Below are 23,734 nucleotides of genomic sequence, written 5' to 3' on the forward strand. Positions count from 1 at the left end.
CGTCAGCACGTTTTTCAGGAGCTGAATATGTCCACCCAAACCCTGTTGAAAACTCCACTGCATGCGCTGCACCTTGAGCTGGGCGCGCGCATGGTGCCCTTCGCCGGCTACGACATGCCGGTGCAATACCCATTGGGCGTGATGAAAGAACACCTGCACACCCGTGAACAGGCCGGGTTGTTTGACGTGTCGCACATGGGCCAGATTCGCCTGACGGGCGCAAACGCCGCCAAGGCCCTGGAGACCTTGGTGCCGGTCGACATCATCGACCTGCCGGTCGGCATGCAGCGCTATGCGATGTTCACCAATGACCAGGGCGGCATTCTCGACGACCTGATGGTGGCGAACCTGGGCAACGACGAACTGTTCCTGGTGGTCAACGCCGCCTGCAAGGACCAGGACCTGGCGCACCTGCGCCAACACATTGGCGAGCAGTGCACGATCGAGCCGCTGTTTGAAGAACGCGCCCTGCTGGCCCTGCAAGGCCCGGCGGCGGTAAAGGTACTGGCGCGCCTGGCGCCGGAAGTGACCAAGATGACGTTCATGCAGTTCGCCACCCTGCGCCTGCTGGGCGTGGACTGCTATGTCAGCCGCTCCGGCTACACCGGCGAAGACGGGTTTGAAATCTCCGTGCCCGCCGCCAACGCCGAGAGCCTGGCGCGCAGCCTGCTGGCCGAGGCCGAAGTGCAGGCCATCGGCCTGGGCGCCCGTGACTCGCTGCGCCTGGAAGCCGGCCTGTGCCTCTACGGCCACGACATGAACACCGACACCACGCCGATTGAGGCCAGCCTGTTGTGGGCCATCTCTAAGGCTCGTCGTGCCGATGGCGCGCGTGCCGGTGGCTTCCCCGGCGCCGACCGGATTTTCACCCAGCAACAAGCCGGTGTGAGCCGCAAGCGTGTCGGCCTGCTGCCACAGGAACGTACCCCGGTGCGTGAAGGTGCAGAGATCGTCGATGCGCAGGGCACCGTGATCGGCAGCGTGTGCAGTGGCGGCTTTGGCCCGACGTTGGGCGGCCCGCTTGCCATGGGTTACCTGGACAGCGCATTCATCGCACTGGACACCGAAGTGTCTGCGTTGGTACGTGGGAAAAAGGTGCCATTACGTGTAAGTAAAATGCCATTTGTGCCACAACGTTACTTCCGTGGCTGATTGACTGTTCCTATAAGTAACGCGGTTGCGTTAACGTGCACTAAACTGTAACGCAACCGCCATAAAACAGTGCACTGACGATAGTCAATGTAATAGCTAACAACCTATAACAAGTGATCAACTCTATCGAATAAGTGAGATCGACATTAATCATCAAACAGTCATGAAGCCGAGCAAACGCTGGGCTTTTGGCGGGGCTTGTTTTTTCTCTATTAGTTGGCGTAGAGTTTGCCCACTGTGTTTGCATGGGTCGCTTTGAACCTGGACCTGGGCAGTAGCCAAAGTTTGCTACAACCCGTTCGACGTCTCTTACTTTCCTGCAACTCAGCCCAGTACTCTTTCATGTGAAAGGGGCTGTCATTAATTTTTTGCGTCAAGGAAATAAGAAAATGGCTGATCGTCAGAGCGGTACCGTCAAGTGGTTTAACGACGAGAAAGGGTTTGGTTTTATCACTCCAGAAAGCGGTCCGGATCTGTTCGTGCACTTCCGCGCTATTCAGGGCAACGGCTTCAAGAGCCTCAAAGAAGGCCAGAAAGTGACGTTCATCGCCGTGCAAGGCCAGAAAGGCATGCAGGCTGACGAAGTACAAGCAGAAGGCTGATCCTTGCTGCGACAAAAAGCCCCTGATGGTGACATCAGGGGCTTTTTTATGTGCGTTTGCTCGTAAAATGGCTTTTTTCTCTAGAGAGACTGCCATGTCCAAACCCCTGCTGAGCCCCCAAGGCGAGTTTCCCGCCGTTGGCCTGGGCCGTCGCCTGGCAGCGATGTTTTATGACTTTCTCCTGTGCACTGCCTTGCTGATCGTCACGGCGTTCATCTACAAGCTGGTGTGGATGGCCTTTATCGGTGAGGCGAAGATGCGCGCGCTCACCGAGTCTGGCGCACTGGACGGTGACCCGTTGCTGTCGACGATTCTGTTCTTTGTGTTATTTGGTTTTTTCGCCAAGTTCTGGACCTATTCCGGCCAGACCCTGGGCATGCAGGTGTGGGGCGTGCGCGTGCAGAACGCCGACGGCTCGCGGATCAGCCTGTGGCAGGCGCTGTTGCGGTTTGTGGTGTCGATTGCGTCGTGGTTGTGCGTAGGGCTGGGGTTTATCTGGTCGCTGTTTGATAAGCAAAAACGCAGCTGGCATGACATCTATTCGGATACGCAGCTGGTGCGGATCCCGAAGCAGAAGAAGTAATTCCAAACGACACAAAACAACTGTGGGAGCTGGCTTGCCTGCGATGCAGGCACCTCGATCTATCAGGCAGACCAGGGTGATGCTATCGCAGGCAAGCCAGCTCCCACATTTTTAACCGTGTTTACAATTAAATTAAGCGTTGCCAGCCAGTTTCAGGCGCGCCGCCTGGGTGAAGTCGAGCATGCGCTTGAGCGGCCTTACCGCCTGCGGAATCACCGACGGCTCGACGAAGATCTCGTTGCTGCCCTCACGCAGGCACTGCAGCGTGCGCTCCAGTGTATTCATCGCCATCCACGGGCAATGCGCGCAACTGCGGCAGGCCGCGCCGTTGCCGGCAGTCGGTGCCTCGATGAAGACCTTGTCCGGGCACAGCTGCTGCATCTTGTAGAAAATGCCGCGGTCGGTGGCGACGATAAACGTCTTGTTCGGCAGGCGCTGGGCCGCTGCGATCAATTGGCTGGTGGAACCCACGGCGTCCGCCAGTTCGATCACCGACGTCGGCGATTCCGGATGCACCAGAATCGCAGCATCCGGGTACAACGCCTTCATGTCCTCGAGCTGCTTGGACTTGAACTCCTCATGGACGATGCACGCGCCATCCCACAGCAACATGTCTGCGCCGGTCTGGCGCTGAATGTAGGTGCCCAGGTGCTTGTCCGGCCCCCAGATAATCGTCTCGCCGTTGTCCATCAGGCTTTCGACGATTTCCAGTGCGCAGCTTGAGGTAACGACCCAATCGGCCCGCGCCTTGACCGCCGCCGACGTGTTGGCATACACCACCACCGTGCGCTCGGGATGCTGATCGCAGAACGCCGAAAATTCCTCCACCGGGCAGCCAAGGTCCAAGGAGCAGGTGGCTTCCAGGGTGGGCATGAGGATGCGTTTTTCGGGCGTAAGGATTTTGGCGGTCTCGCCCATGAAACGCACACCGGCGACCAGTACGGTCTTGGCCGGGTGGGCTGCGCCGAAGCGGGCCATTTCCAGGGAGTCGGAGACACAGCCGCCGGTTTCTTCGGCCAGGGCCTGAATCACCGGGTCGCAGTAGAAGTGGGCGACCAGCACCGCGTCCTGAGCCTTGAGCTCGGCGGCGATGGCGGCACGCAGGCTTGCCTCTTCTTCGGCGCTGAGCGCCTTGGGCTGCTTGGCGTCGAGGTGAGCTTGAACCAGTAGGCGTTCGGAAATTTGCGTCATGTTCGCAAGACCTGCAGGCGCAGTTGCGCGAAAGTCGAGTGTACCACCGGCTCTGGAGCCTTTCGGGCGCCGCCGGACGAAGTGATTGTGTTCATCAAGCACGGGTGAAGCTGCGCAAGGCTACAGAATATCGAATCGATTCAAAAGCCTAATCTGGCCTGCACAGGCACGCTCATCGGGCAAAAAAACGGGAAGGCGCATCACTGGGCCTTCCCGCTTTGATCACGCCGAACGTCAGCGCATCAGTACATCCGGATCGTTCTGCAACAGGATCGAGTCATGCATGTTGGCCAAGGCATCCTTCAAGGTTGACTGCTCCAGGGCATCCTTGGACTTTTTGCTCTGCTGCGCGGCGTGCTCAAGCAGCGCTAGGTAGTCGCGCTTGGTTGAGGCTTCCTTCGGCACCACGCTGTCTTGCACCCGGTTGCCCATCACGTATTTCTGCGTGTGGGTGTTCTGGGAAGCCGATTGGGTAACGGACGCATTCGTCAGTCGGCCGTCTTTATAGGCGAAGGTTGCGGTGCTGCTGGCCTTGTCCTGCACTTGCACATACAGGTAATTCTGCGATTCGCGAGAGCCGTCAAAAACCGGCGGTTTGCCACCGTCGAGGCCTTTATGGAAGCTGGCCGACAGCAGCGATTGCTGGTTCTGGGTGACGCTGCGGTCGCCCGTGCTGCGGCCATTGACCTGGGTCTTCTGCGACACGCTGTAGGAAAAGCCCTCAACTTCCGACCGACGCATCGAATTGGGCGCGCCCGCCGCCTGTTTGATCGAGGCCTTGAAGTCAGCCAGGCCCGTCAGCAAGCCTTTGTCGGTCGGGTTATTCGTCAGCGGGTTTGCAGTGCCAGCCCCGGGCGGATAGTTGCTGTTCATGGCGCTGAACGCGTCCTTGAACATGGCCATCAGGTCCGCGTTGGCACTGCCGCGCCGCTCGACGCGGTCGAACTGCGCTAGGTAGGTTTGCAGCGCCTTGGCCTGCTGCTTGGCATTGCCTAGGATCGCCGCGTTTCTCAGGTCCACCGTGAGGTCAATCTGACCCGCCGGGCCACTCATGCGCGTGGTACGGCTCTCGCTGTCGGCATGAAAGGCCAGAGTAATGTCCTCACCGTTCGAGTCCTTCACCTTGGCATTGAGGTCCACCGACGACAGCAGCTTGGCGTCGAACTGAGTCAGCCTGCTCAAGTCGAGTTTCGGCGGCACGGCGGTCAGCCCGTCGACCGAGGCCTGGAATGCGCTGCCCAACTGGCCGACGGCCTTGAGTTCATCGGCGGTCAACTCCCCGCCTTCTACGGTGGCCTGCACGCCCAGACCATCTTTCTGGTTGGACAGGCTGAACGTGACGGTCTTGCCGCTGGCAGTCTTGATGCTGAGGCTGACCTGGTTGTCGGCCTTGCTGTGCAGCAGCGTCTGGTCCGCCTTGATTGCATCGGTGTCGCCAGCGCGGTCAGCGGTGGTGTTGAGCAGCGACTGGGAAATAGCGGCACCGCCACCTTTGGTGAATTGGTCCACTAACGCAGCGCCCAGGCCACTGTAGCGGCTGGCCGTAGTGACCGAGTGGAAGTTGGCGTTGATGACCCAGGTGATCGAATCATCGCTGTTGTTTTCCCAGGTCCGCACGCTTTCCTGGCCGGGCAACAAACCGTTTCGAGAGTAAGTATCGACGACATCGGCTGCCGGATTGCCAAGGCTGACCACTGAAGAAGGCCGCGTTGGTGAGACATCGAGGGTGTTCGCCGAGGTGGCCGGCGGCGTGCTGGTCGCAGCCCGAACAATGAGGGGATTGGTCGCTATAACAGGCGTTAGCGTGGTCATGACAGTCCGTGTCTTAAAAGCTGAGTAGCGTTCAATCTAACCAAGACGCGCCGGGATTAATAGCACTGATACCTAAATGGAAGGCAAAGAGCCATGCCAAAAAACTGGCTCTTTGCGGTATGGCGCACGTCAGAAGCGGTAAGTCACCGAACCCCCGAAACCATTGGCGCTGTTTTCATATTCGGCGTCGTAGGTCAGCGCCAACTGAGGGTTGTTGTCGCGAATCTTGATCGGCTCTTCCTTCAGGTAGGAATAGGCCACGTCAAACGTCAGGTTATCCACCGGTGTCCAGCCGGCACCCAGGCTGAACACGGTACGGTCGCCCGTAGGAATCCGTACGGAACGGTCGGTGTTGTTGGTCGGCGTCTGGTCCACCGAGAAGCCGGTGCGCAGCACCAGTTGTTTGTTGAGCTGATACGACAGGCCGATCGCATGGGACCACGTGTCGTGCCAGTGCTCCTGCTCGGTGATGGAACCCAGGCCTGCCAGCTCAGCCGTCAGTTCGGACACGCCGGAATTGTTCACCGTGATCTTCTTCAGCTGGCTCCAGCGGGTGTAGGTGCTGCCCACGTAAAGGGTCAAGGCATCGGTCAGCTGGTGAGTAACGGAAAGGTCCACGGAAGACGGCGTGGTGACATTCAGCTTGGCGTCATACTTCTGTGCCCCGCCGTCCAACAGGTCGGAGAGCACGCCCGAGGCGTCGGTATGACCACTCAAGTGATACACCACTTGCGAATGGTAGGTGAGGCCGACGCGGGTACTGTCCAGCGCCTGCACCAGGATACCGGCGTTAAAGCCCATCGCGGTGTCGTCGCCCTTGATCTTGGCCGTTTCCGTACCCAGCCCGAACGCCGGTACCTTGGAGTCAAGCTCGCCGCTGATTTTGTTGAAGGTCGGGCCGAAACCTACCGACACCTTGTCGTTGAACGCGTAGCTGACGGTCGGCTGCACGGTGAGGACTTCAATCTTGCTCTTATTCCCAAAACCATTGCCCTGGAAGCTGTGCTCATAGTCGGTCACCAGGCCAAACGGTGCGTAGATGCCCAGGCCAAACGCCCAGTGTTCATCGATCGGCGTAACCAGGTAACCCATCGGCACGGCAATGCCGGGGACCATGTCGCCCTTGTTGGTGCCAGGGTTATCGACGCCGCCCTGGCTGGAGCTGGCGTCCTTGATATTGGTTTTGGCATCCAGGTAGGTCGCCCCGATGCTGACTTCATTGTGCTTGAGGCGCGACATGCCGGCCGGGTTGCCGAACACCGTGCTGGCGTCGTCGGCCGAGGAAGAACGCCCGGCGTAGCCTGTGCCCATTGAACTGATGCTTTGTTCATTGAGGGCGAAGCCACCGGCGAGCAGCTGTGTAGAGGCAAGCGAAACGCAAAGCGCCAAGGCGCTTTTAAGAGTTTTGTTATTCATTATTAGGACTCGAATTATTGGTCAGCGCCGGGAAAACTACCAACGTTCGAGCCGAGGGTTTATGAAGAGTTTTTCATGCACACGATTGTCGGACAATTCTAGAGTTTTCAAAGACTTTGCCCGTTTTTCGGCGTCTTTTTATGACCTTTTAACCTGATCGTGACCGCCTGGTTTTAACTGCCCGTAACGCCAGGGCAGCCCGCCCTCGTAAGCTCAACCCAATCCAACGTGCGCACTGGTTGCCTGCGATTGCATCGAGTGTGTCTGGCCAACGTGTCGCGAGTATCCACCGCCTAAACGTCAACACCAACGCTTTGCCAGCGCAAAGTCAGCACCGTACGGGAGGAAGTCGCTGGTGAGATAGGTATCGTAATGACATGATACGGCCCATTTACTCCCACTCGGCCAAACTCAAATGAATACCACTGTCGGGATCGGCTCAGAGCCAAGCGAGCTGGCCGCCACCGGCTTGGGCAGAAGCGAAGCGTTCACCGAGCGCGTTCTGGCCAGCATCAACGATTGCATCAAGGTTCTGGACCTCGACGCCCGCCTCACCTTCATGAGCGAAGGCGGCATGAAAATCATGGAAGTCAGTGACTTCAACGCGATCCGCGGCTGCCCCTGGCCCGACTTCTGGCAGGACAAGGGAAACGCGGATGCCAAGGCTGCCGTACAGGCCGCCAAAAACGGTGAAAGCGCAAGTTTCATCGGCCCCGCCGAGACGCTGGCCGGCAACCTGAAATGGTGGCATGTGCAGGTCAGCCCGATCCTCGACCGTGACGGCCGGCCGGAACAGATCCTCTGTGTCTCGCGTGATATCACTGCCCTGCGTGAAGCCGAAGAGTCCCTGCGCACACTCAACGAATCCCTTGAGCAAAGGGTGATGGAGCGCACCCGCGATCGCGATCGTATCTGGCGCCTGTCGCCGGACCTGATGCTGGTCGCCCAGCTCGACGGCGTCATCTCCGCGGTGAACCCGGCCTGGACACGCATGCTCGGCCACACCGAACACGACTTGGTGGGCAGTCAGCTGCTGGACTTGGTGCACCCGGAAGACCTCGCGGTCTCCTCCTCGGCGGTCAGCCGCCTGGGGGACGGCAAGAATTTTCCCAATTTCAAGAACCGCTACCGCCACCAGGACGGCAGCTACCGCATGATCGCCTGGACGGCCGTGCCCGACAGCGACTACATCCACGCGGTGGGCCGGGATATCCAGGCCGAAGAAGAAGCCAAGGAAGCCCTGCGTCTGTCGGAAGACGCCCTGCGTCAGTCGCAGAAGCTTGAAGCAATCGGCCAACTCACCGGTGGCGTCGCACACGATTTCAATAACCTGCTGACGGTCATCAAGTCTTGCGCTGACTTGCTCAAGACGCCTTCTTTGAGCGAAGTGCGGCGCATCAAGTACGTGGAAGCCATCGCCAGCACCGTGGACCGCGCCGCGCGCCTGACCGCCCAACTGCTGACCTTCGCGCGCCGCCAGGCGCTGCGTCCGGAGGTTTTCAACGTCGGCGACAGCGTATTGCGCGTGGGCGAAATGATGGACAGCCTGACCGGCTCACGCGTCAAGGTCACCATCGAGGTGCCGCAGGAACCCTGCTTTATCAACGCCGATGAAAGCCAATTCGACACCGCCCTGGTGAATATGGTGGTCAATGCCCGGGATGCCATGGCCGGCAACGGCCAATTGGCGATCAGGGTGGCAACCGCTACGTGGCTGCCTTCAGTGCGTGCCCACCCGGTGCGAGTCGCCGAGTACGTGACGATTGAGTTGAGCGACACCGGATCGGGCATTGCTCCGGAGAAGCTCGACGCGATCTTCGAACCCTTCTACACCACCAAGGCCATCGGCCAGGGCACCGGGCTGGGCTTGTCGCAGGTGTATGGCTTTGCCAAGCAGTCGGGCGGTGAAATCCTGGTGCGAAGCGAGTGCGGCAAAGGCAGCCAGTTTATGTTGTACCTGCCCAAAGTCGAAGCCGGTTTGATGCCCGTCATCCAGGACAGTCACGACGTACCCATCGCCTCTGACCTGTGCGTGCTGATGGTTGAGGACAATCCCGACGTCGGCCTCTACACCTCGCAGACCTTGGAACAGATGGGTTTCAAAGTGCTTTGGGTCGCGGACGCCCACAGTGCGCTCGAGGCCCTTGCGCCGAACCCGGAAAGCTTCCAGGTGGTGTTCTCCGACATTTCCATGCCGGGCATGAGCGGACTGGAATTGCTCGATGCGCTCGAAGCTCTCTACCCGTGGCTGCCGGTGGTGCTCACCACGGGTTACAACGACGAATTCGCACGTATCGCCAAGGAAGAGGCCCAGCGTTTTGTGCTGTTGCAAAAGCCCTACTCCACCGAAGCATTGGCCGTGCTCTTGCAAAAAGTCGTCAAGAGTCGCCTGAACCTCACCGCACAAAGCTAAGCCTGAGACGGGACCGCACCGGCCCCGTCTCTAAACACTTCGATTAAGCAGTTCCTCTGCAACAATCAAAAACCATCCCGCCCCCCCGGCACTGCAACCAAAACCCGCAAAACCAACCCTTAACCCGTGCCCACACCCCGACATTGAAGCTGGACGAGGGCAAGTCCGCGTTCACCGGCGCAGACATTTCTAAATGTTTCTTCATAAAGCCAAACCGTCATTAAACAGACATATCTCAGGAATTAAATCGTCACGTCTTAGACAGGTGGACCTATCCCACTTAACCCTTCCCTTGAGGTGTTGTCGTGATGTTGCCGACTAAAAAAAGTCTGTCTGTTCTGTTCGCCGCCCTGTGCCTGAGCGGCGTGGCCCACGCCACTGACGTTACCGGTGCCGGTTCCAGCTTCGTCTACCCGGTGCTGTCGAAGTGGTCGCAGGACTACAGCAAGAACTCCAGCAACCGCATCAACTACCAGTCGATCGGCTCCGGCGGCGGTATTGCCCAAATCAAGGCCGCCACCGTGGACTTCGGCGCCTCCGACGCCCCGCTGTCCGCCGATGAACTCAAGGCCGGCGGCCTGGGCCAGTTCCCCAGCGTGATCGGCGGCATCGTGCCGGTGATGAATGTGGAAGGCATTGCGCCGGGCCAGTTGAAGCTCGACGGCGACGTGCTCGCGAAGATCTTCCTTGGTGACATCAAGGCCTGGAACGACCCGGCCATCGCCGCGCTCAACCCGGGCTTGAACCTGCCGGTGGCAAACATCACCGTGGTACACCGCTCCGACGGTTCAGGCACCTCGTACAACTTCACCAACTACCTGGCCAAAGTCAGCGACAGCTGGAAAACCAAGATCGGTTTCGGCACCACTGTGCCGTGGCCGGTGGGTGTGGGCGGCAAAGGCAACGAAGGCGTTTCGGCCTACGTGAAGCAGATCAAGAACTCCATTGGCTTTGTGGAGTACGCCTACGCCCTGCAGAACAAGATGACCTACACCCAGTTGAAGAATGCGTCGGGCAAATTCGTCAAACCTGACGCCAAAGCGTTCCAGGCAGCCGCGGACACCGCCGACTGGGCCAACGCCAAGGACTTCAACCTGATCATGACCAACGCCCCAGGCGAAGGCGCGTGGCCGATCACGGCGACCACCTGGATCATCATGTACAAGCAACCCAAGAATGCCGAGCAAAGCCAGGCGGCATTCAGCTTCTTCAAATGGTCGCTGGAAAAAGGCCAGCAACAGGCAGCAGCGCTGGACTACGTAGCCCTGCCGGACTCCCTGGTGTCGCGCATCGAAGGTTACTGGAAGTCTGACTTCGCCAACTGATTCGCCCTACAACCGCCTTGCTCATTGATTGAGGAAGGCGGTGAGCACATCTGATATGAACGACACCGTCCACCCGCTGGTTATGAGTACTCACGCAGGCGACACCGCGGGCGACCGTCGTGCCACCCGCGATCAACGCCACGATTTGTGGTTCAAACGCTCGATGTTCGGCGCAGCCATGCTGGTGTTGGTGCTGCTGGGTGCCATTGCCGCCTCGACCCTGTGGGGCGGCAGCCTGGCGTTCAAGACCTTCGGGTGGAGCTTTATCACCAGCACCGAATGGGATGCGGTGAACAACCACTTTGGTGCCGTAGTGCCGATTTACGGCACCTTGGTCACCTCGTTTCTGGCCTTGCTGATTGCGGTGCCGGTGAGCTTTGGCATCGCGATTTTTCTTACCGAAGTCGCGCCGCCGTGGCTGAAGATGCCGGTCGCGTCGGCGATTGAACTGCTCGCCGGTATCCCCTCGATCATCTACGGCATGTGGGGCCTGTTCGTGTTCGGGCCGTTCATGGCCGAACACCTCTCGCCCTTGATCAATGACTACCTGGGCGCCCTGCCCTTTGTGGGCTCGCTGTTCCAGGGCCCGCCGTTGGGAATTGGCATGCTCACTGCCGGCATCGTGCTGGCGGTGATGATCATGCCGTTTATCACCTCGGTGATGCATGAGGTGTTTCGCAGTGTGCCCACGCCGTTGAAAGAATCGGCCTACGCGCTTGGCAGCACTACCTGGGAAGTGGTGTGGGACATCGTCTTGCCCTACACCCGCTCGGCCGTCGTTGGTGGGATCTTTCTCGGCTTGGGCCGCGCCCTTGGCGAGACCATGGCCGTGACCTTTGTATTGGGTAACGCGCAACAGTTTTCCGCGTCCCTGCTGATGCCCAGCAGCTCGATTGCCTCCGTCATCGCCAACGAATTCAGCGAGGCCTACACCGACCTGCATCGCTCCGCGCTGATCGCCTTGGGCTTCTTGCTGTTTATCGTGACATTCGTGGTGCTGGCACTGGCACGCCTGATGCTGATGCGCTTGTCGCGTAAGGAAGGGTTATGAACACTCACGAACGCCTGTACCGCCAGCGCGCGCTTAAAAACGCTGTGGCCATGTTCTTCAGTTGCGGCGCCACCGCCTTTGGCTTGCTGTGGCTGGCGTGGATTCTGCTGACCACCCTGATCAATGGGTTCCAGGCTCTGAACCTGCGCCTGTTTACCCAGATGACCCCGCCACCCGGCACCGAAGGCGGGCTGGCCAATGCGTTTTACGGCAGCGCGCTGATGTCCGGCATCGCGCTGTTGATTGGCACGCCCATCGGGCTGATGGCGGGAATCTGGTTGGCGGAGTTCGCCCGCCACTCGCGCCTGGGCACCACGGTGCGGTTTATCAACGACATCCTGCTGTCGGCGCCATCGATTGTGCTGGGCCTATTTATCTACACCGGCGTCATCCTGCCGCTGAACCTTGTGACCAACCATCAGGTCGGGTTTTCCGCCATCGCCGGTGCCCTGGCCCTGGCTCTGCTGGTGATCCCGGTAGTGGTGCGCACCACCGATGAAATGCTCCAGCTGCAACCTTCGACCATGCGCGAGGCAGCCTTGGCATTGGGTGTACCGCAATGGAAGTTGACGCTGCAGATTGTGTTGAGAGCGGCCAAGGCCGGCGTCGTCACCGGCATCCTGCTCGCTCTGGCACGGATCACCGGTGAAACCGCGCCCTTGCTGTTCACCGCCTTCGGCAATCAGTTCTGGAGCAGCAACTTGCTCAAGCCGATTGCCAGCGTGCCCGTGGTTATTTTCCAGTACGCCATGAGCCCGTTCGATGACTGGCACGCGCTCGCCTGGGCGGGTGCACTGGTGCTGACGCTGTTCGTGCTGGTGCTGAGCCTGACATCCCGCCTGATTCTTTTACGCAATAGGTCTCACTGATGGACGCTACCGGCATTGCTCACGAAAAAACCAAAATCCAGGTGCGCGGGTTGGAGTTTTTCTACAACAACCAGCGCTCGCTGAACGCCATCGACATTGATATCCCGGAAAAACGCATCACCGCCATCATCGGCCCCTCGGGCTGTGGCAAATCCACCTTGCTGCGCGTGTTCAACCGCATCTACTCGATGTACCCCAAGCAGGAAGCCCGTGGCGAAGTCCTGCTCAATGGCGAAAACATCCTCGCTCCCGGCTACTCGATGAACCGCCTGCGCAGCCACGTGGGCATGGTGTTCCAAAAGCCGGTGCCGTTTCCGATGTCGATCTACGACAACATCGCCTATGCCGTGCGCCACCACGAAAAACTTTCCCGCCGCGAAATGAACGATCGCGTCGAACAAGCCCTGCGCGGCGGCGCCCTGTGGGATGAGGTCAAAGACAAACTCAACCAGAGCGCACAGAGCCTCTCCGGTGGTCAGCAACAGCGACTGTGTATCGCACGCACCATCGCGCTGCGCCCGCAAGTGTTGCTGCTGGACGAGCCGACCTCAGCGCTCGACCCCATTTCCACCGGGCGCATCGAGCAATTGATTACGGAGTTGAAGACGCAGTACACGGTGATCATCGTGACCCACAACATGCAGCAGGCCGCTCGGGTGTCGGACAACACCGCGTTCATGTTCATGGGGGAATTGATTGAGTACGGCAAGACCGACCAGATCTTTACCACGCCGAAGATGAAGCAGACTGAGGACTACATTACCGGGCGGTTTGGGTAACCGCTCGGCGTGGCAAAGCATTGGGGCTTGGTGGCGGGCTCAGTCCGAGCGGGCTGAGCTTATGTATTGATCGATGCACAGGTCGCGATAAGTCTGTACGCCAAGGACGCGCAGGCGCCTGGCGTCGCAAGGCCCAAATCACAGGCAAAAAAAAAACCCGGAAATCCTCACTTGCGTGGGCCTTCCGGATTTTCTAAACCGCCAAAAATGGTGGGTCGTGTGGGATTCGAACCTACGACCAATTGGTTAAAAGCCAACTGCTCTACCAACTGAGCTAACGACCCGCTGTGTGGTGGCGCGTATAATACTGATTTCTAAGGATTATTCAACACCTTATTTTAAATAAATCAGAAATAACGCGTGGGGTCAGTAATTCCGGCCGCTTGGAAGCCTTCTGCGCGCAGTCGGCAGGCGTCGCATTTCCCACATGCACGGCCGTCATCGTCTGCCTGATAGCAGGAAACAGTCAGCGTGTAATCGACGCCAAGTCCTACACCAGTCTTCACAATGTCCGCCTTGGTCATGTTCTGCAGCGGCGCCTGAATACGGAAGCCCTGCCCCTCTACGCCGGCCTTGGTGGCCAGGTTGGCCATGCGCTCGAACGACTCGACGTACGCTGGCCGGCAGTCCGGATAGCCGTTGTAGTCCAGCGCGTTGACGCCGATGAAGATGTCGCGAGCATTCAATACTTCAGCCCAACCCAGGGCCAGGGACAGAAATACGGTGTTGCGCGCTGGCACGTAGGTCAGCGGAATGCCTTCACTGGGCGCCTCGGGCACGTCAATGCTGCTGTCGGTGAGCGCGGACCCGCCGATGCCATTGAGGTTGAGGCCGATCACCTTGTGTTCGACCACACCCATGTCACGGGCCACGCGCGCGGCGGCGTTCAGCTCGGCGCGGTGGCGCTGGCCGTAGTCGAAACTCAGGGTGTAGCAGCTGAAGCCTTGGGCGCGGACCATGGCCACCAGGGTGGCGGAGTCCAGACCGCCGGAAAGCAGGATGACTGCACGCTTTTGATCAGCCATATCAGCGCCCCGGCTCGTCATTCCACAGGTATTTGTGCAGCTGCAACTGCAGGCGCACCGGCAGGTTGTCCGCCACCACCCAGTCAGCCAGGTCGCGAGCGTTCAGGTCGTGATGGCTTGGAGAGAACAGCACCTCGCCTGCACGACGGTCCAGCCCGTACTGGATCAGCTTGGAAGCCGCCCAGTCATAATCGTCGCGGGAACAGATCACGAACTTGACCTGATCGTTGGCGGTCAGCAGGTCCATGTTGGCGTACAGGTTGCGGTGCGCCTCTTTGGAGCCAGGGGTCTTGAGGTCGACCACACGGCTGACGCGCGGATCCACGGCCGAGATGTCCAGGGCGCCGCTGGTTTCGAGTGAAACCTCGTAACCGGCGTCACACAGCCGCTTGAGCAGTGGGATGGCATTGGGCTGGGCCAGGGGTTCGCCGCCCGTCACACAGACGTAGCGCGGCTTGAAGCCGGCAACCTGTTCGATGATGTCGTCCAGGGTGCGCACGGTGCCGCCGCTGAAGGCGTAGGCGCTGTCACAGTATTGGCAACGCAAGGGGCAGCCGGTCAGCCGTACAAATACAGTAGGCAGGCCAGCAGTGCGCGTTTCACCCTGTAACGAGTAAAAAACTTCGGTAATACGTAATGTGTCTTGCATAGTCGCCACGGGCGTAACAGCTAAACAGGCTGTCCGCCTCCGTCAGGCACTTCAAGGAATTGCGCAAACGCGTAAACCCCAGGAAGCGTGTTTCATAAAAGGGCGTGGATTCTAACGAAAAAACCCGCGCCAGGCGCGGGTTTCTTCTAAACGGGAAGCATCGCTTACAAGCGCTGCAAGTCCCGCTGGGCCAACTGGGCAGCGGAGGTACCCGGATACTGGGCAACCACCTGCTGCAGAATGCCTTTTACCTTGTCGGTGTGACCCAGGCGGCGTTCTACGTCAGCGAGTTTGTACAGCGAATCAGGCACCTTGGCGTGCTTTGGGTAAAGCTGGCTGACCTTGGCAAAAGCCTGGCCTGCACCTTGCAAATCACCCTTGGCCAAGTTGACCTCGCCCAACCAGTACTGGGCATTGCCCGCGTATTGGCTGTTCGGGTATTTGCGCAGGAATGCGGTAAAGGCCTGGCTGGCCTTATCGAAATCCTTGGCTTTGATCAGGTCGAAGGCTGCATCGTAATACAGCTTTTCCTTCGCCGGATCACCCGGTTCACTGCTGGCAGCAGGGGCTTGGCTTGCCGCCGCGGCCCCTGCTGCTGCACCACCGGCGGCGCTTGGTGCGCCACCGGCAGAAGAATTATCAGGAGTGGCGGCAGGTGTAACGCCGGCTCCAATGCGTCGGTCAAGATCCTGGTAACGCTCCAGGCCTTCTTGCTTGAGCTGGTTCACTTGATTCTGCAGAACTTCAATCGTGCCTTGTTGCTGCGACAATTGATCCTGCATGCGTTGCAGCTGGTTGAACAGTTCGCCCTGTGCCGAGGGAGCGGACGTAGCCGCTCCCCCAGCATAGGCGCCGTTCGTGCCATAACCCGCTGGCGGATAACTGCTCCCGCTATTGTTATAGCCAGAGTTGCTATCTTCCACAGGAACCGCAGCCCACACCGCAAGCGGTGCGAGGCTGAGAGCCAATACAGTTAGAGCACGACGGCACGTTCGCATGACGAATTACTTACGCAGTTCGACGCGACGGTTTTGAGCCCAGGACTGCTCGTCGTGGCCAGTAGCAACTGGACGCTCTTTACCGTAGGAAACCAGTTCCAGTTGGCCTGGAGCAACACCTTGCAGTACCAGGTAGCGCTGAACGGCTTTCGCACGACGCTCGCCCAGTGCCATGTTGTACTCACGAGTACCACGTTCGTCAGTGTTACCTTCCAGAACAACGCGAGCGCCGTTAGCTTTCAGGTCCTTCGCGTGAACGTCCAGAGCGCGCATGGCTTCTGGCTTCAGGTCCGAACTGTCGTATTCGAAGTAGAAAGTGGTGATAGCGCGCAGAGCAGCTTCTTCGCTCAGGGAGCCGTCAACTGCACCAGTGTTAGCGCCGTAACCAGCGTTTGGATCAACAGCTGCGCCTTCACCGGCATTGTCGCCGCCTTTAGACGAGCAACCAACGGCTACGGACAGAGCCAGAGCCAGAGCAGCAAACTTACCAAACTTCAGCATTTCCATCGTGAAACTCCTAATGAACCCCAGTGTGTTAAGTACTTCTTTTTGTAGCGCCGCGTCAGTTCAGGTAAGGGGACCAGGACGGTTCTCTGACTTCGCCTTGAGCGGTAGGAAGCGGGAGCCTTACGCGTCCATTAATGGACACGAGCATCAAGACTCCCCGGCCCTGCTGGCGGGTGGCGTAGATTACCATGGTGCCGTTGGGCGCAACAGTAGCTGACTCATCAAGGTTGGTATCTGTGAGGATTTTTACGGTTCCGCGCTGCAAATCCTGGGCCGCAACCCGGAAATTAGTGAAACCATCCTGACGGTGAATCATCACCAACGTCTTTTCATCAGCCGAAAGCTTAGGGTTGGCATTGTAGTTACCAATAAAGGTCACGCGTTCTGCGCCACCGCCACCTACGCTTGTTTTGTAGATTTGAGGCTTGCCGCCACGGTCGGAGGTGAAGTAGATGGTCGAACCATCCTTACCCCAGAACGGTTCGGTGTTGATGCCCGGGCCGCTGGTAACACGGCTGATCTGGCGCGAAGCCATGTTCATCACGTAGATATCAGGGTTGCCGTCTTTGGACAGTACGAACGCCAGGCGCGAACCATCCGGCGACCAGGCTGGCGCACCGTTGAGGCCTTCGAAGTTGGTGATCTGCTCGCGACGACCGGTATCAATGTGCTGAACGAAGATGCGTGGACGACGCTGCTCGAACGATACGTAGGCAATACGCTTGCCGTCCGGCGCAAAGCGCGGCGACAGGATTGGCTCACGCGATTGCAGCAAGGTCACAGCGCGTGCACCGTCGTAGTCCGAACGCTGCAAGGTGTAACGAGTGTTGTCTACAGAGAAACGCTCAGCCGTTACATACAGCAGACGCGTCGAGAAAGCACCTTTGATACCGGTGAGCTTTTCAAACGACTGGTCGGAGATGTAGTGCGCCATGTCCCGCAGTTGTTCGGCGGTGCCCGAAACGCTGCCGGTCAAGACCTGCTGCTCGGTGGCCACGTTGAACAACGTGTACTGGATCTGCAGGCGACCGCCGGCCGGCGTAATGTTGCCGACCATCAGGTACTGGGCGCCCACTGCCTTCCAGTCACGGAACACAACTTCGCTGGCCTGGTTAGGCTGGCTGATCATGTTGCCTTTTGGAATCGGCGCGTAGTAACCGGAGTTGCGCAGGTCGTCACTGACGATCTGGGCCATGTCGTCCGGCAGCACGCTGCCGCCCTGCCAGCCGAACGGTACTACGGCAATCGGGGTGGCCCGATCGCTACCGCTGGTAACCAGGATGTTCTTTTCATCCGCCGCCGCTATCCCTGCCATACAGCAAATAACGACAAGCATTCCTCGAAGAAGGTTTCTCACAAGGCTAGATCCTCAGGTGTGAATGTCATCTTGAATGAACGATAGGGAGCGAAGTCGCTTGGTTTCATTCCCTGCATCTCGGTCAACCGGCCAATGTTCTTGACCGCGGCAACCGCCGAACTGTCGAACGAACCGTCACCACTGGACTTGGCCACGCTGACCGAAGTCACCGTACCGTCCGGCAACATGCCGATCTGCAGCACTACTGTCATGCCTTTGCGTGCCGAAGGTGGACGTGTCCAGCCTTCCGCTGCTCGTGCCCGAATCAGGTCGTCGAAACTGCCCGCGACTTCATCACCACGCTCATCGGCCAAGGCTTGCTGACGCTGCGGCGTGTCGGAAAGCAAATCTGCCAAGGCCTGGGCCTTTTTCTCTTCGGCGGATTTACGTGCTGCTTCCTGGGCCTTTTTCTTGCTGGCGTCGGCGGCAGCTTTCTTCTTCGCGTCGTCGGCGACTTTCTTCTTCGCCTCGTCTGCTTCAGCTTTTTTCTTGGCGTCTTCGGCGGCTTTCTTCTTCGCGTCTTCGACTATCTTTTTCTTGGCTTCTTCAGCGGCCTTTTTCTTGGCCTCTTCTTCAGCAGCTTTTTTGGCTTCTTCTTCAGACTTCTTCTTAGCTATATCAGCCAATTGTTTCTCTTCGGCTTTTTTAGCTTCGGCAGCTTTGTCGGCTTTCTTGGCTTCATCAGCCTTTTTCGCCTCGTCAGCTTTCTTGGCTTCGTCAGCCTTTTTCGATTCCTCGGCCTTTTGAGCCGCCTCTTCTTTCTTTTGTTCCGCAGCAGCCTTCACCGCTTCCTGCTCGACCTTCTTCTGTTCCATCTGTTCGACTTCAGTCTGGCGCGCAGCCGACTTCTGGGCCTCACCCGCAATCTTCTGATTGGTCTGGGTGGTGGCCTGACTTTTCGATTTCAGCTGATACAGGGTCGCCTGCACGATCGGCTTGGCTGGCGGCAGGTCCGGAGTCATGGCAAAGCTGACGAACAGCATGCCAAACACCAGGACGTGCAGGGCAATTGCCCAGACGCTAGGCCAGAAGTAGCTTTCCGAGGCGGACGGCTCTCGCTGTTGCTGCATCAGGGCGCCTCGGTAATCAAGCCAACGTTACCCACGCCGGCCTTCTGCAGCCCACCCATGGCGCCCATGACGGAACCATAGTCGACCACTTTATCGCCGCGAATGAACACCTGGGTGTGCTTGCCGCCTTCGTTACCGGCCCGGATGATCTTGGTCACGGCATCGGTCATCTGCGGCAAGGTCATGGCCTTGTCCTGCTGTTTCTGGGTGTCGACTTCGCTGCCAAGGTTCCAGTAATAGGTCTTGTCAGCCTTGATCGAAATGGTCAGGACCTGAGTGTTGTTGTCTTGCGGCAAGGCTTCGCTGGAAACCTTGGGCAGATCAACCTTCACGCCCTGATTGAGCATCGGCGCGGTCACCATGAAGATGACCAGCAGCACCAACATCACGTCGATGTAAGGCACTACGTTCATCTCGGCGACCGGCTTGCGCTTTTTGCGAGCTCGAGCGATTAAAGCCATTGGGAATTACCTGCTTATTCTTCGCTGGTGTGCACTTTACGGTGCAGGATCGCCTGGAATTCATCGGCGAAGGTGTAGTAACGGCTGATCAAGGTCTCGCCGCGCGCGGCAAAACGGTTGTAGGCAATTACTGCGGGGATAGCAGCGAACAAGCCAATCGCGGTGGCGATCAGGGCTTCGGCGATACCCGGGGCCACGGTGGCCAGGGTCGCTTGCTGAGCCTGAGCCAGGCCACGGAAGGAGTTCATGATGCCCCACACTGTACCGAACAGGCCGATGTACGGGCTCACGGAACCGACGGTGGCGAGAAACGGCAGGCTCTGCTCCAGCTTCTCTTCTTCGCGGGAAATCGCGACGCGCATGGCACGGGCCACGCCTTCCATGACCGCTTCCGGGTCAACGCCCGGTTGCTGGCGCAGGCGGGAGAATTCCTTGAAGCCGGCGCGGAAGATCTGCTCGACGCCCGAATCCGGGTCCGGGTTGCTGCCGGCCTGACTGTACAGCTTGGACAGGTCGATACCCGACCAGAAGCGCTCTTCGAAGCTCTCCAGGGCACGTCGACCGGCACGCAGCAAATTGCTGCGTTGAAAAATCATGACCCAAGAGGTAACCGATGCGGCTACCAGGACCAGCATCACCAGTTGAACCACGACACTGGCATTGCTGACCAGGCTCCACATGGAGGAATGGTCGACGACGGTAGGTTCCACGCTAAATCTCCTGCTTTGATTGTTTACCCGCGCCGCTTACGCCGGCAAAGGCCGCACGTAGAGCTTCGGGAATGGCCCGGGGTTTCAAACTATTGGTGCGCACACAGGCCACCAGGAACTGCCCCTCACAGAGCAGCGTTGCATCCGTTGCCCGCCTGACCTGCTGTTTAAAGCGCAGGCTGACACGGTTCAATTCGATTACTTCAGCGCTGACCAGCAACTCGTCGTCCAATCGCGCCGGTGCGTGGTAACGCGCCTCGCTGGAATGCACGACGAATAACAGGTCCTCCCCTGCCAGCTGGGATTGGGCAAAGCCCAGCTCCCGTAGCCGCTCGGTTCGAGCCCGCTCCATGAACTTGAGGTAGTTGACGTAATAAACGATGCCGCCGGCATCGGTGTCCTCGTAATAAACGCGACAGCGATGTGCGAACGACTGATCCCCGTTTTGCGCGCGCATACTCTAGTGCTTACTCCTCAGGTTGCCAATCCGGCTGGGCAACTGTTTTTTCATTCTCTGAAACATTTGCAGCAACTGAATGACGCTACCAGCCACTAGGACAGCACAAACCTCAGATAAATCGACTGACGTGAGCTTTTTAATCGTCCACTGCATCCAGGAATTCGTCTACTACAGGCATCTCGCCCAATCGTGACGGAATGTTTAACCCGAAGTGCAGATAAGCATGACGCGTCACCACCCGCCCCCTTGGCGTGCGCATGATGTACCCCTGCTGAATCAGGTACGGTTCCAGCACATCCTCAATGGTATGACGCTCCTCGCTGATCGCCGCCGCCAGGCTGTCCACACCCACCGGGCCGCCGTCGAACTTCTCGATCATGGTCAAGAGTAGACGTCGATCCTGGTGATCGAAGCCATGTTCGTCCACATCCAGCAGGTTCAACGCCAAATCGGCCACGGCCTTGGTGATGTGCCCCTTGGCGCGCACTTCAGCAAAATCGCGCACACGTCGCAGCAAACGGTTGGCGATCCGCGGCGTGCCTCGCGCTCGACGGGCGATTTCAAACGCGCCTTCCGGGTCGAGCGGCAAGCCCAGGATGCTCGCCGAACGGCTGACAATCGTCGCCAGGTCTGCGGTGCTATAGAACTCTAGACGTTGAACAATGCCGAAACGGTCTCGCAGCGGGTTGGTCAGCATGCCCGCGCGGGTGGTCGCGCCCACCAGGGTGAACGGCGGCAGGTCGAGTTTGATCGAGCGGGCCGCCGGGCCTTCGCCGATCATGATGTCGAGCTGAAAATCTTCCATGGCCGGGTACAGCACTTCTTCGACGATGGGCGACAACCGGTGAATCTCGTCGATAAACAGCACATCGTGCGGCTCAAGGTTGGTCAGCAAGGCCGCCAGATCACCCGGACGCTCCAGCACCGGGCCGGAGGTGGACTTGATCGACACGCCCATTTCCTGGGCGATGATGTTCGCCAGCGTGGTTTTACCCAGCCCCGGCGGGCCGAAGATCAAGGTGTGGTCCAGGGACTCGCTGCGCCCGCGCGCGGCCTGGATAAACAACTCCATCTGCTCGCGCACGGTGGGCTGGCCGATGTATTCGGCCAGGCTCAGCGGGCGGATGGCCCGGTCCTGGACTTCTTCACGGTCGCGCGGGCCAGTGGCCGCGATCAGACGATCAGCTTCAATCACTTAAATCATTCCCTTCAGGGCTCGGCGGATCATGTCTTCGCTGCTCAGGTTCTTGTCCTTGATGGCCGATACGGCTTTGCTCGCTTCCTGCGGCTTGTAGCCCAGGGAGATCAACGCGCTGACCGCGTCGCTCTCGGCGCTGGCGACCTGGCCTGCCGGCATGTCCGGCTGGTTCGGCACCAGGGCAAACATGCTCGGTACCACTTCCCAGGCCTTGAAGCGGTCCTTGAGTTCCACCAGCAGACGCTCGGCGGTTTTCTTGCCGACGCCCGGCACCTTGGTCAACGCCGAAGTGTCCTGGGCCGACACCGCGCGCACCAGCTCATCAACTTCCAGGCTCGACATCAACGCCAGCGCAAGCTTTGGCCCCACGCCATTCAAGCGGATCAGCTCGCGGAAAAAGTCGCGGTCGCGCTTGCCAATGAAACCGTAGAGCAGTTGCGCGTCTTCCCGTACCACCAGATGGGTGTGCAGGGTCAGCGGCTCGCCGACCGACGGTAGGCGATACAGGGTGGTCATGGGCACTTCCAGCTCATACCCCAACCCATTGACATCCAGAATCAGGTGCGGCGGCTGTTTCTCAGCCAGGGTGCCGCGCAAGCGTCCAATCACGGTTCAGATCCTTAAAGCTTGGGGTCAGATTGAGGCCTGACCGGAAATAACGATTGCGCTGATGCTATCAGAGACGCAGCCGGCCGCCACGACTGCGTGCCGTGCCCAGGCCGTGCGGCAGCAAGCTTGAGCGCGTGTGCGCATGGCAAATGGCAATGGCCAGGGCGTCGGAGGCGTCGATTTGTGGTTTTGAAGTGAGCTTGAGCATGTGCATGACCATCATCTGCACCTGCTCCTTATTCGCCGCACCGGTGCCGACCACGGCCTGTTTGACCTGGGTGGCGGTATACTCGGCGATTTCCATGCCCTCCTCCGCACCGGCGACAATCGCGGCGCCACGGGCCTGGCCAAGCTTGAGCGCGGAGTCGGCGTTTTTGGCCATGAAGACTTTTTCGATGCCCATGGTCACCGGCCCGTAGGTCTGGATCACTTCACGCACGCCGCGATAGACAATCTGCAGGCGCTCGGCCAACTCGCCTGCGCCGGTGCGAATGCAGCCCGAGGCGACGTAGACGCAGCCGCGCGGGGTTTGTTGCACCACGCCAAAACCGGTGATGCGCGAACCGGGGTCGATACCTAGGATTAAAGTCATAACGCCTGCGGGTTGGGTAAAACACAATTTTTGCGGCCAACATCGATCAACTGTGGGAGCTGGCTTGCCTGCGATGCAGACACCTCGGTGCTTCTGCTAAACCGAGGTGATGCTGTCGCAGGCAAGCCAGCTCCCACAGTTTGATCTACATCATCCTTCAGACCAGCTGTGCAGCCACGTCTTCCGGGATGTCGGCGTTCGAGTACACGTTCTGCACGTCATCCAGGTCTTCCAGCATATCCAGCATCTTCAGCACCTTCTGCGCGCCGTCCAGGTCCAGTTCGGCGCTGGTGGTCGGCAGCATCACGATTTCCGCGTCGGTGCCTTTGAAACCTGCCGCTTCCAGGGCGTTGCGCACCGCATAGAAGCCGGCGAAGGAAGTGAACACGTCGATGGAGCCGTCTTCGTTGGTCACCACGTCGTCGGCGTCAGCCTCCATCGCAGCTTCCATCAGCGCGTCTTCATCCGTACCCGGCGCAAAGGTGATCTGCCCTTTGCGCTCGAACAGGTAGGCCACCGAACCGTCGGTGCCCAGGTTGCCGCCGCATTTGCTGAACGCATGGCGCACGGCTGCCGCAGTACGGTTGCGGTTGTCGGTCATGCACTCGACCATCACCGCCACGCCGCCCGGGCCGTAGCCTTCGTAGCTCAGCTCGACCATGTCGTCGGTGTCGGCGGCGCCGGCACCACGGGCCACGGCGCGGTCGATGATGTCGCGGCTCATGTTCGCGCCCAAAGCCTTGTCCAGCGCCAGGCGCAGACGCGGGTTGGAGCCCGGGTCACCACCGCCTTGGCGGGCAGCGACGGTCAGCTCGCGAATCCACTTGGTGAAAATCTTGCCTTTCTTGGCATCCTGACGCTCTTTGCGGTGCTTGATGTTCGCCCACTTGGAATGGCCAGCCATA

At 59.2% G+C, this 23,734-nt stretch carries 24 protein-coding genes and 1 tRNA gene; 8 read left to right on the forward strand and 17 right to left on the reverse strand.

The features are described 5' to 3' along the window. Positions 1-27: 27 nt before the first annotated feature. The 3 genes from gcvT (at position 28) to AB5I78_RS23200 (ending at position 2,337) form a co-directional block, all read left to right on the forward strand. On the forward strand, positions 28-1,152 hold the full coding sequence (gene gcvT / locus AB5I78_RS23190) for a glycine cleavage system aminomethyltransferase GcvT (RefSeq protein WP_369302085.1): 1,125 nt from the start codon (positions 28-30) through the stop codon (positions 1,150-1,152). A 389-nt stretch (positions 1,153-1,541) separates the two neighbouring features. Continuing rightward, on the forward strand, positions 1,542-1,754 hold the full coding sequence (locus AB5I78_RS23195; RefSeq protein WP_003220045.1) for a cold-shock protein: 213 nt from the start codon (positions 1,542-1,544) through the stop codon (positions 1,752-1,754). 94 nt (positions 1,755-1,848) lie between these two features. Then, a complete protein-coding gene (locus AB5I78_RS23200) occupies positions 1,849-2,337 on the forward strand; it encodes an RDD family protein (protein ID WP_124418356.1) in 489 nt (162 codons plus the stop codon). Positions 2,338-2,469: 132 nt separating this feature from the next. Here the strand turns inward: AB5I78_RS23200 and nadA are convergent, their stop codons facing one another. From nadA to AB5I78_RS23215, 3 genes are all read right to left on the reverse strand, one after another. Further along, positions 2,470-3,528, reverse strand: a complete 1,059-nt coding sequence (nadA, locus tag AB5I78_RS23205; protein ID WP_145165343.1) for a quinolinate synthase NadA — start codon at positions 3,526-3,528, stop codon at positions 2,470-2,472. Between the two features lie 234 nt (positions 3,529-3,762). Then, positions 3,763-5,340 carry a lactate dehydrogenase gene (locus AB5I78_RS23210; protein ID WP_369302086.1) on the reverse strand — a complete coding sequence of 526 codons (1,578 nt, stop codon included), beginning with the start codon at positions 5,338-5,340 and terminating at the stop codon, positions 3,763-3,765. Between the two features lie 129 nt (positions 5,341-5,469). Continuing rightward, positions 5,470-6,756, reverse strand: a complete 1,287-nt coding sequence (locus AB5I78_RS23215) for an OmpP1/FadL family transporter (protein ID WP_369302087.1) — start codon at positions 6,754-6,756, stop codon at positions 5,470-5,472. Positions 6,757-7,171: 415 nt separating this feature from the next. Here AB5I78_RS23215 and AB5I78_RS23220 point away from each other — a divergent pair, with 415 nt between their 5' ends. The 5 genes from AB5I78_RS23220 to pstB all read left to right on the forward strand — a co-directional run bounded on the left by AB5I78_RS23220 (position 7,172) and on the right by pstB (position 13,193). Further along, the gene (locus AB5I78_RS23220) at positions 7,172-9,169 is read left to right on the forward strand and encodes a PAS domain-containing protein (protein ID WP_369302088.1); all 1,998 of its coding nucleotides are present in this window, start codon (positions 7,172-7,174) and stop codon (positions 9,167-9,169) included. A gap of 308 nt (positions 9,170-9,477) precedes the next feature. Beyond that, on the forward strand, positions 9,478-10,494 hold the full coding sequence (pstS, locus tag AB5I78_RS23225; protein ID WP_119737129.1) for a phosphate ABC transporter substrate-binding protein PstS: 1,017 nt from the start codon (positions 9,478-9,480) through the stop codon (positions 10,492-10,494). Positions 10,495-10,549: 55 nt separating this feature from the next. Then, positions 10,550-11,545: a phosphate ABC transporter permease subunit PstC gene (gene pstC / locus AB5I78_RS23230; protein WP_369302114.1), complete on the forward strand. Its 996-nt coding sequence runs from the start codon at positions 10,550-10,552 to the stop codon at positions 11,543-11,545. Then, on the forward strand, positions 11,542-12,414 hold the full coding sequence (pstA, locus tag AB5I78_RS23235; protein ID WP_369302089.1) for a phosphate ABC transporter permease PstA: 873 nt from the start codon (positions 11,542-11,544) through the stop codon (positions 12,412-12,414). Before pstC ends, pstA begins: the two co-directional genes overlap by 4 nt. Further along, the gene (pstB, locus tag AB5I78_RS23240) at positions 12,414-13,193 is read left to right on the forward strand and encodes a phosphate ABC transporter ATP-binding protein PstB (protein WP_106578391.1); all 780 of its coding nucleotides are present in this window, start codon (positions 12,414-12,416) and stop codon (positions 13,191-13,193) included. The genes pstA and pstB overlap by 1 nt, the downstream gene beginning before the upstream one ends. Before the next feature lie 208 nt (positions 13,194-13,401). Here pstB and AB5I78_RS23245 read toward each other — a convergent pair. The 14 genes from AB5I78_RS23245 to AB5I78_RS23310 all read right to left on the reverse strand — a co-directional run bounded on the left by AB5I78_RS23245 (position 13,402) and on the right by AB5I78_RS23310 (position 23,733). Then, a tRNA-Lys gene (locus AB5I78_RS23245) sits at positions 13,402-13,477 on the reverse strand. 63 nt (positions 13,478-13,540) lie between these two features. After that, positions 13,541-14,218: a 7-cyano-7-deazaguanine synthase QueC gene (gene queC / locus AB5I78_RS23250; protein WP_369302090.1), complete on the reverse strand. Its 678-nt coding sequence runs from the start codon at positions 14,216-14,218 to the stop codon at positions 13,541-13,543. Between the two features lies 1 nt (position 14,219). After that, positions 14,220-14,867, reverse strand: coding sequence for a 7-carboxy-7-deazaguanine synthase QueE (gene queE / locus AB5I78_RS23255; protein WP_145165353.1), 648 nt, complete (start codon positions 14,865-14,867; stop codon positions 14,220-14,222). Positions 14,868-15,031: 164 nt separating this feature from the next. Continuing rightward, a complete protein-coding gene (gene ybgF, locus AB5I78_RS23260; RefSeq protein WP_119736970.1) occupies positions 15,032-15,865 on the reverse strand; it encodes a tol-pal system protein YbgF in 834 nt (277 codons plus the stop codon). A 6-nt stretch (positions 15,866-15,871) separates the two neighbouring features. Next, positions 15,872-16,372: a peptidoglycan-associated lipoprotein Pal gene (gene pal / locus AB5I78_RS23265; RefSeq protein WP_003209827.1), complete on the reverse strand. Its 501-nt coding sequence runs from the start codon at positions 16,370-16,372 to the stop codon at positions 15,872-15,874. A 55-nt stretch (positions 16,373-16,427) separates the two neighbouring features. Then, on the reverse strand, positions 16,428-17,708 hold the full coding sequence (gene tolB, locus AB5I78_RS23270; RefSeq protein ID WP_152745290.1) for a Tol-Pal system beta propeller repeat protein TolB: 1,281 nt from the start codon (positions 17,706-17,708) through the stop codon (positions 16,428-16,430). Positions 17,709-17,725: 17 nt separating this feature from the next. Next, positions 17,726-18,799, reverse strand: coding sequence for a cell envelope integrity protein TolA (tolA, locus tag AB5I78_RS23275; RefSeq protein WP_056858573.1), 1,074 nt, complete (start codon positions 18,797-18,799; stop codon positions 17,726-17,728). After that, positions 18,799-19,251 (reverse strand): protein TolR, encoded by a 453-nt coding sequence (tolR, locus tag AB5I78_RS23280; RefSeq protein WP_161635741.1) that lies wholly within the window; start codon positions 19,249-19,251, stop codon positions 18,799-18,801. Before tolR ends, tolA begins: the two co-directional genes overlap by 1 nt. Before the next feature lie 23 nt (positions 19,252-19,274). Next, the gene (gene tolQ / locus AB5I78_RS23285) at positions 19,275-19,970 is read right to left on the reverse strand and encodes a protein TolQ (RefSeq protein ID WP_370003910.1); all 696 of its coding nucleotides are present in this window, start codon (positions 19,968-19,970) and stop codon (positions 19,275-19,277) included. A 1-nt stretch (position 19,971) separates the two neighbouring features. After that, positions 19,972-20,427: a tol-pal system-associated acyl-CoA thioesterase gene (gene ybgC / locus AB5I78_RS23290; RefSeq protein ID WP_071484353.1), complete on the reverse strand. Its 456-nt coding sequence runs from the start codon at positions 20,425-20,427 to the stop codon at positions 19,972-19,974. A 139-nt stretch (positions 20,428-20,566) separates the two neighbouring features. Then, the gene (gene ruvB / locus AB5I78_RS23295; protein WP_003193867.1) at positions 20,567-21,625 is read right to left on the reverse strand and encodes a Holliday junction branch migration DNA helicase RuvB; all 1,059 of its coding nucleotides are present in this window, start codon (positions 21,623-21,625) and stop codon (positions 20,567-20,569) included. Continuing rightward, the gene (ruvA, locus tag AB5I78_RS23300; RefSeq protein WP_025854761.1) at positions 21,626-22,237 is read right to left on the reverse strand and encodes a Holliday junction branch migration protein RuvA; all 612 of its coding nucleotides are present in this window, start codon (positions 22,235-22,237) and stop codon (positions 21,626-21,628) included. Positions 22,238-22,304: 67 nt separating this feature from the next. Next, positions 22,305-22,829 carry a crossover junction endodeoxyribonuclease RuvC gene (ruvC, locus tag AB5I78_RS23305; RefSeq protein WP_016975450.1) on the reverse strand — a complete coding sequence of 175 codons (525 nt, stop codon included), beginning with the start codon at positions 22,827-22,829 and terminating at the stop codon, positions 22,305-22,307. A 157-nt stretch (positions 22,830-22,986) separates the two neighbouring features. Continuing rightward, positions 22,987-23,733, reverse strand: a complete 747-nt coding sequence (locus AB5I78_RS23310) for a YebC/PmpR family DNA-binding transcriptional regulator (protein ID WP_262209769.1) — start codon at positions 23,731-23,733, stop codon at positions 22,987-22,989. Between the last annotated feature and the right edge of the window lies 1 nt (position 23,734).

Source organism: Pseudomonas sp. N2-3-1-14 (genome assembly GCF_041228395.1).
Taxonomy (GTDB): domain Bacteria; phylum Pseudomonadota; class Gammaproteobacteria; order Pseudomonadales; family Pseudomonadaceae; genus Aquipseudomonas.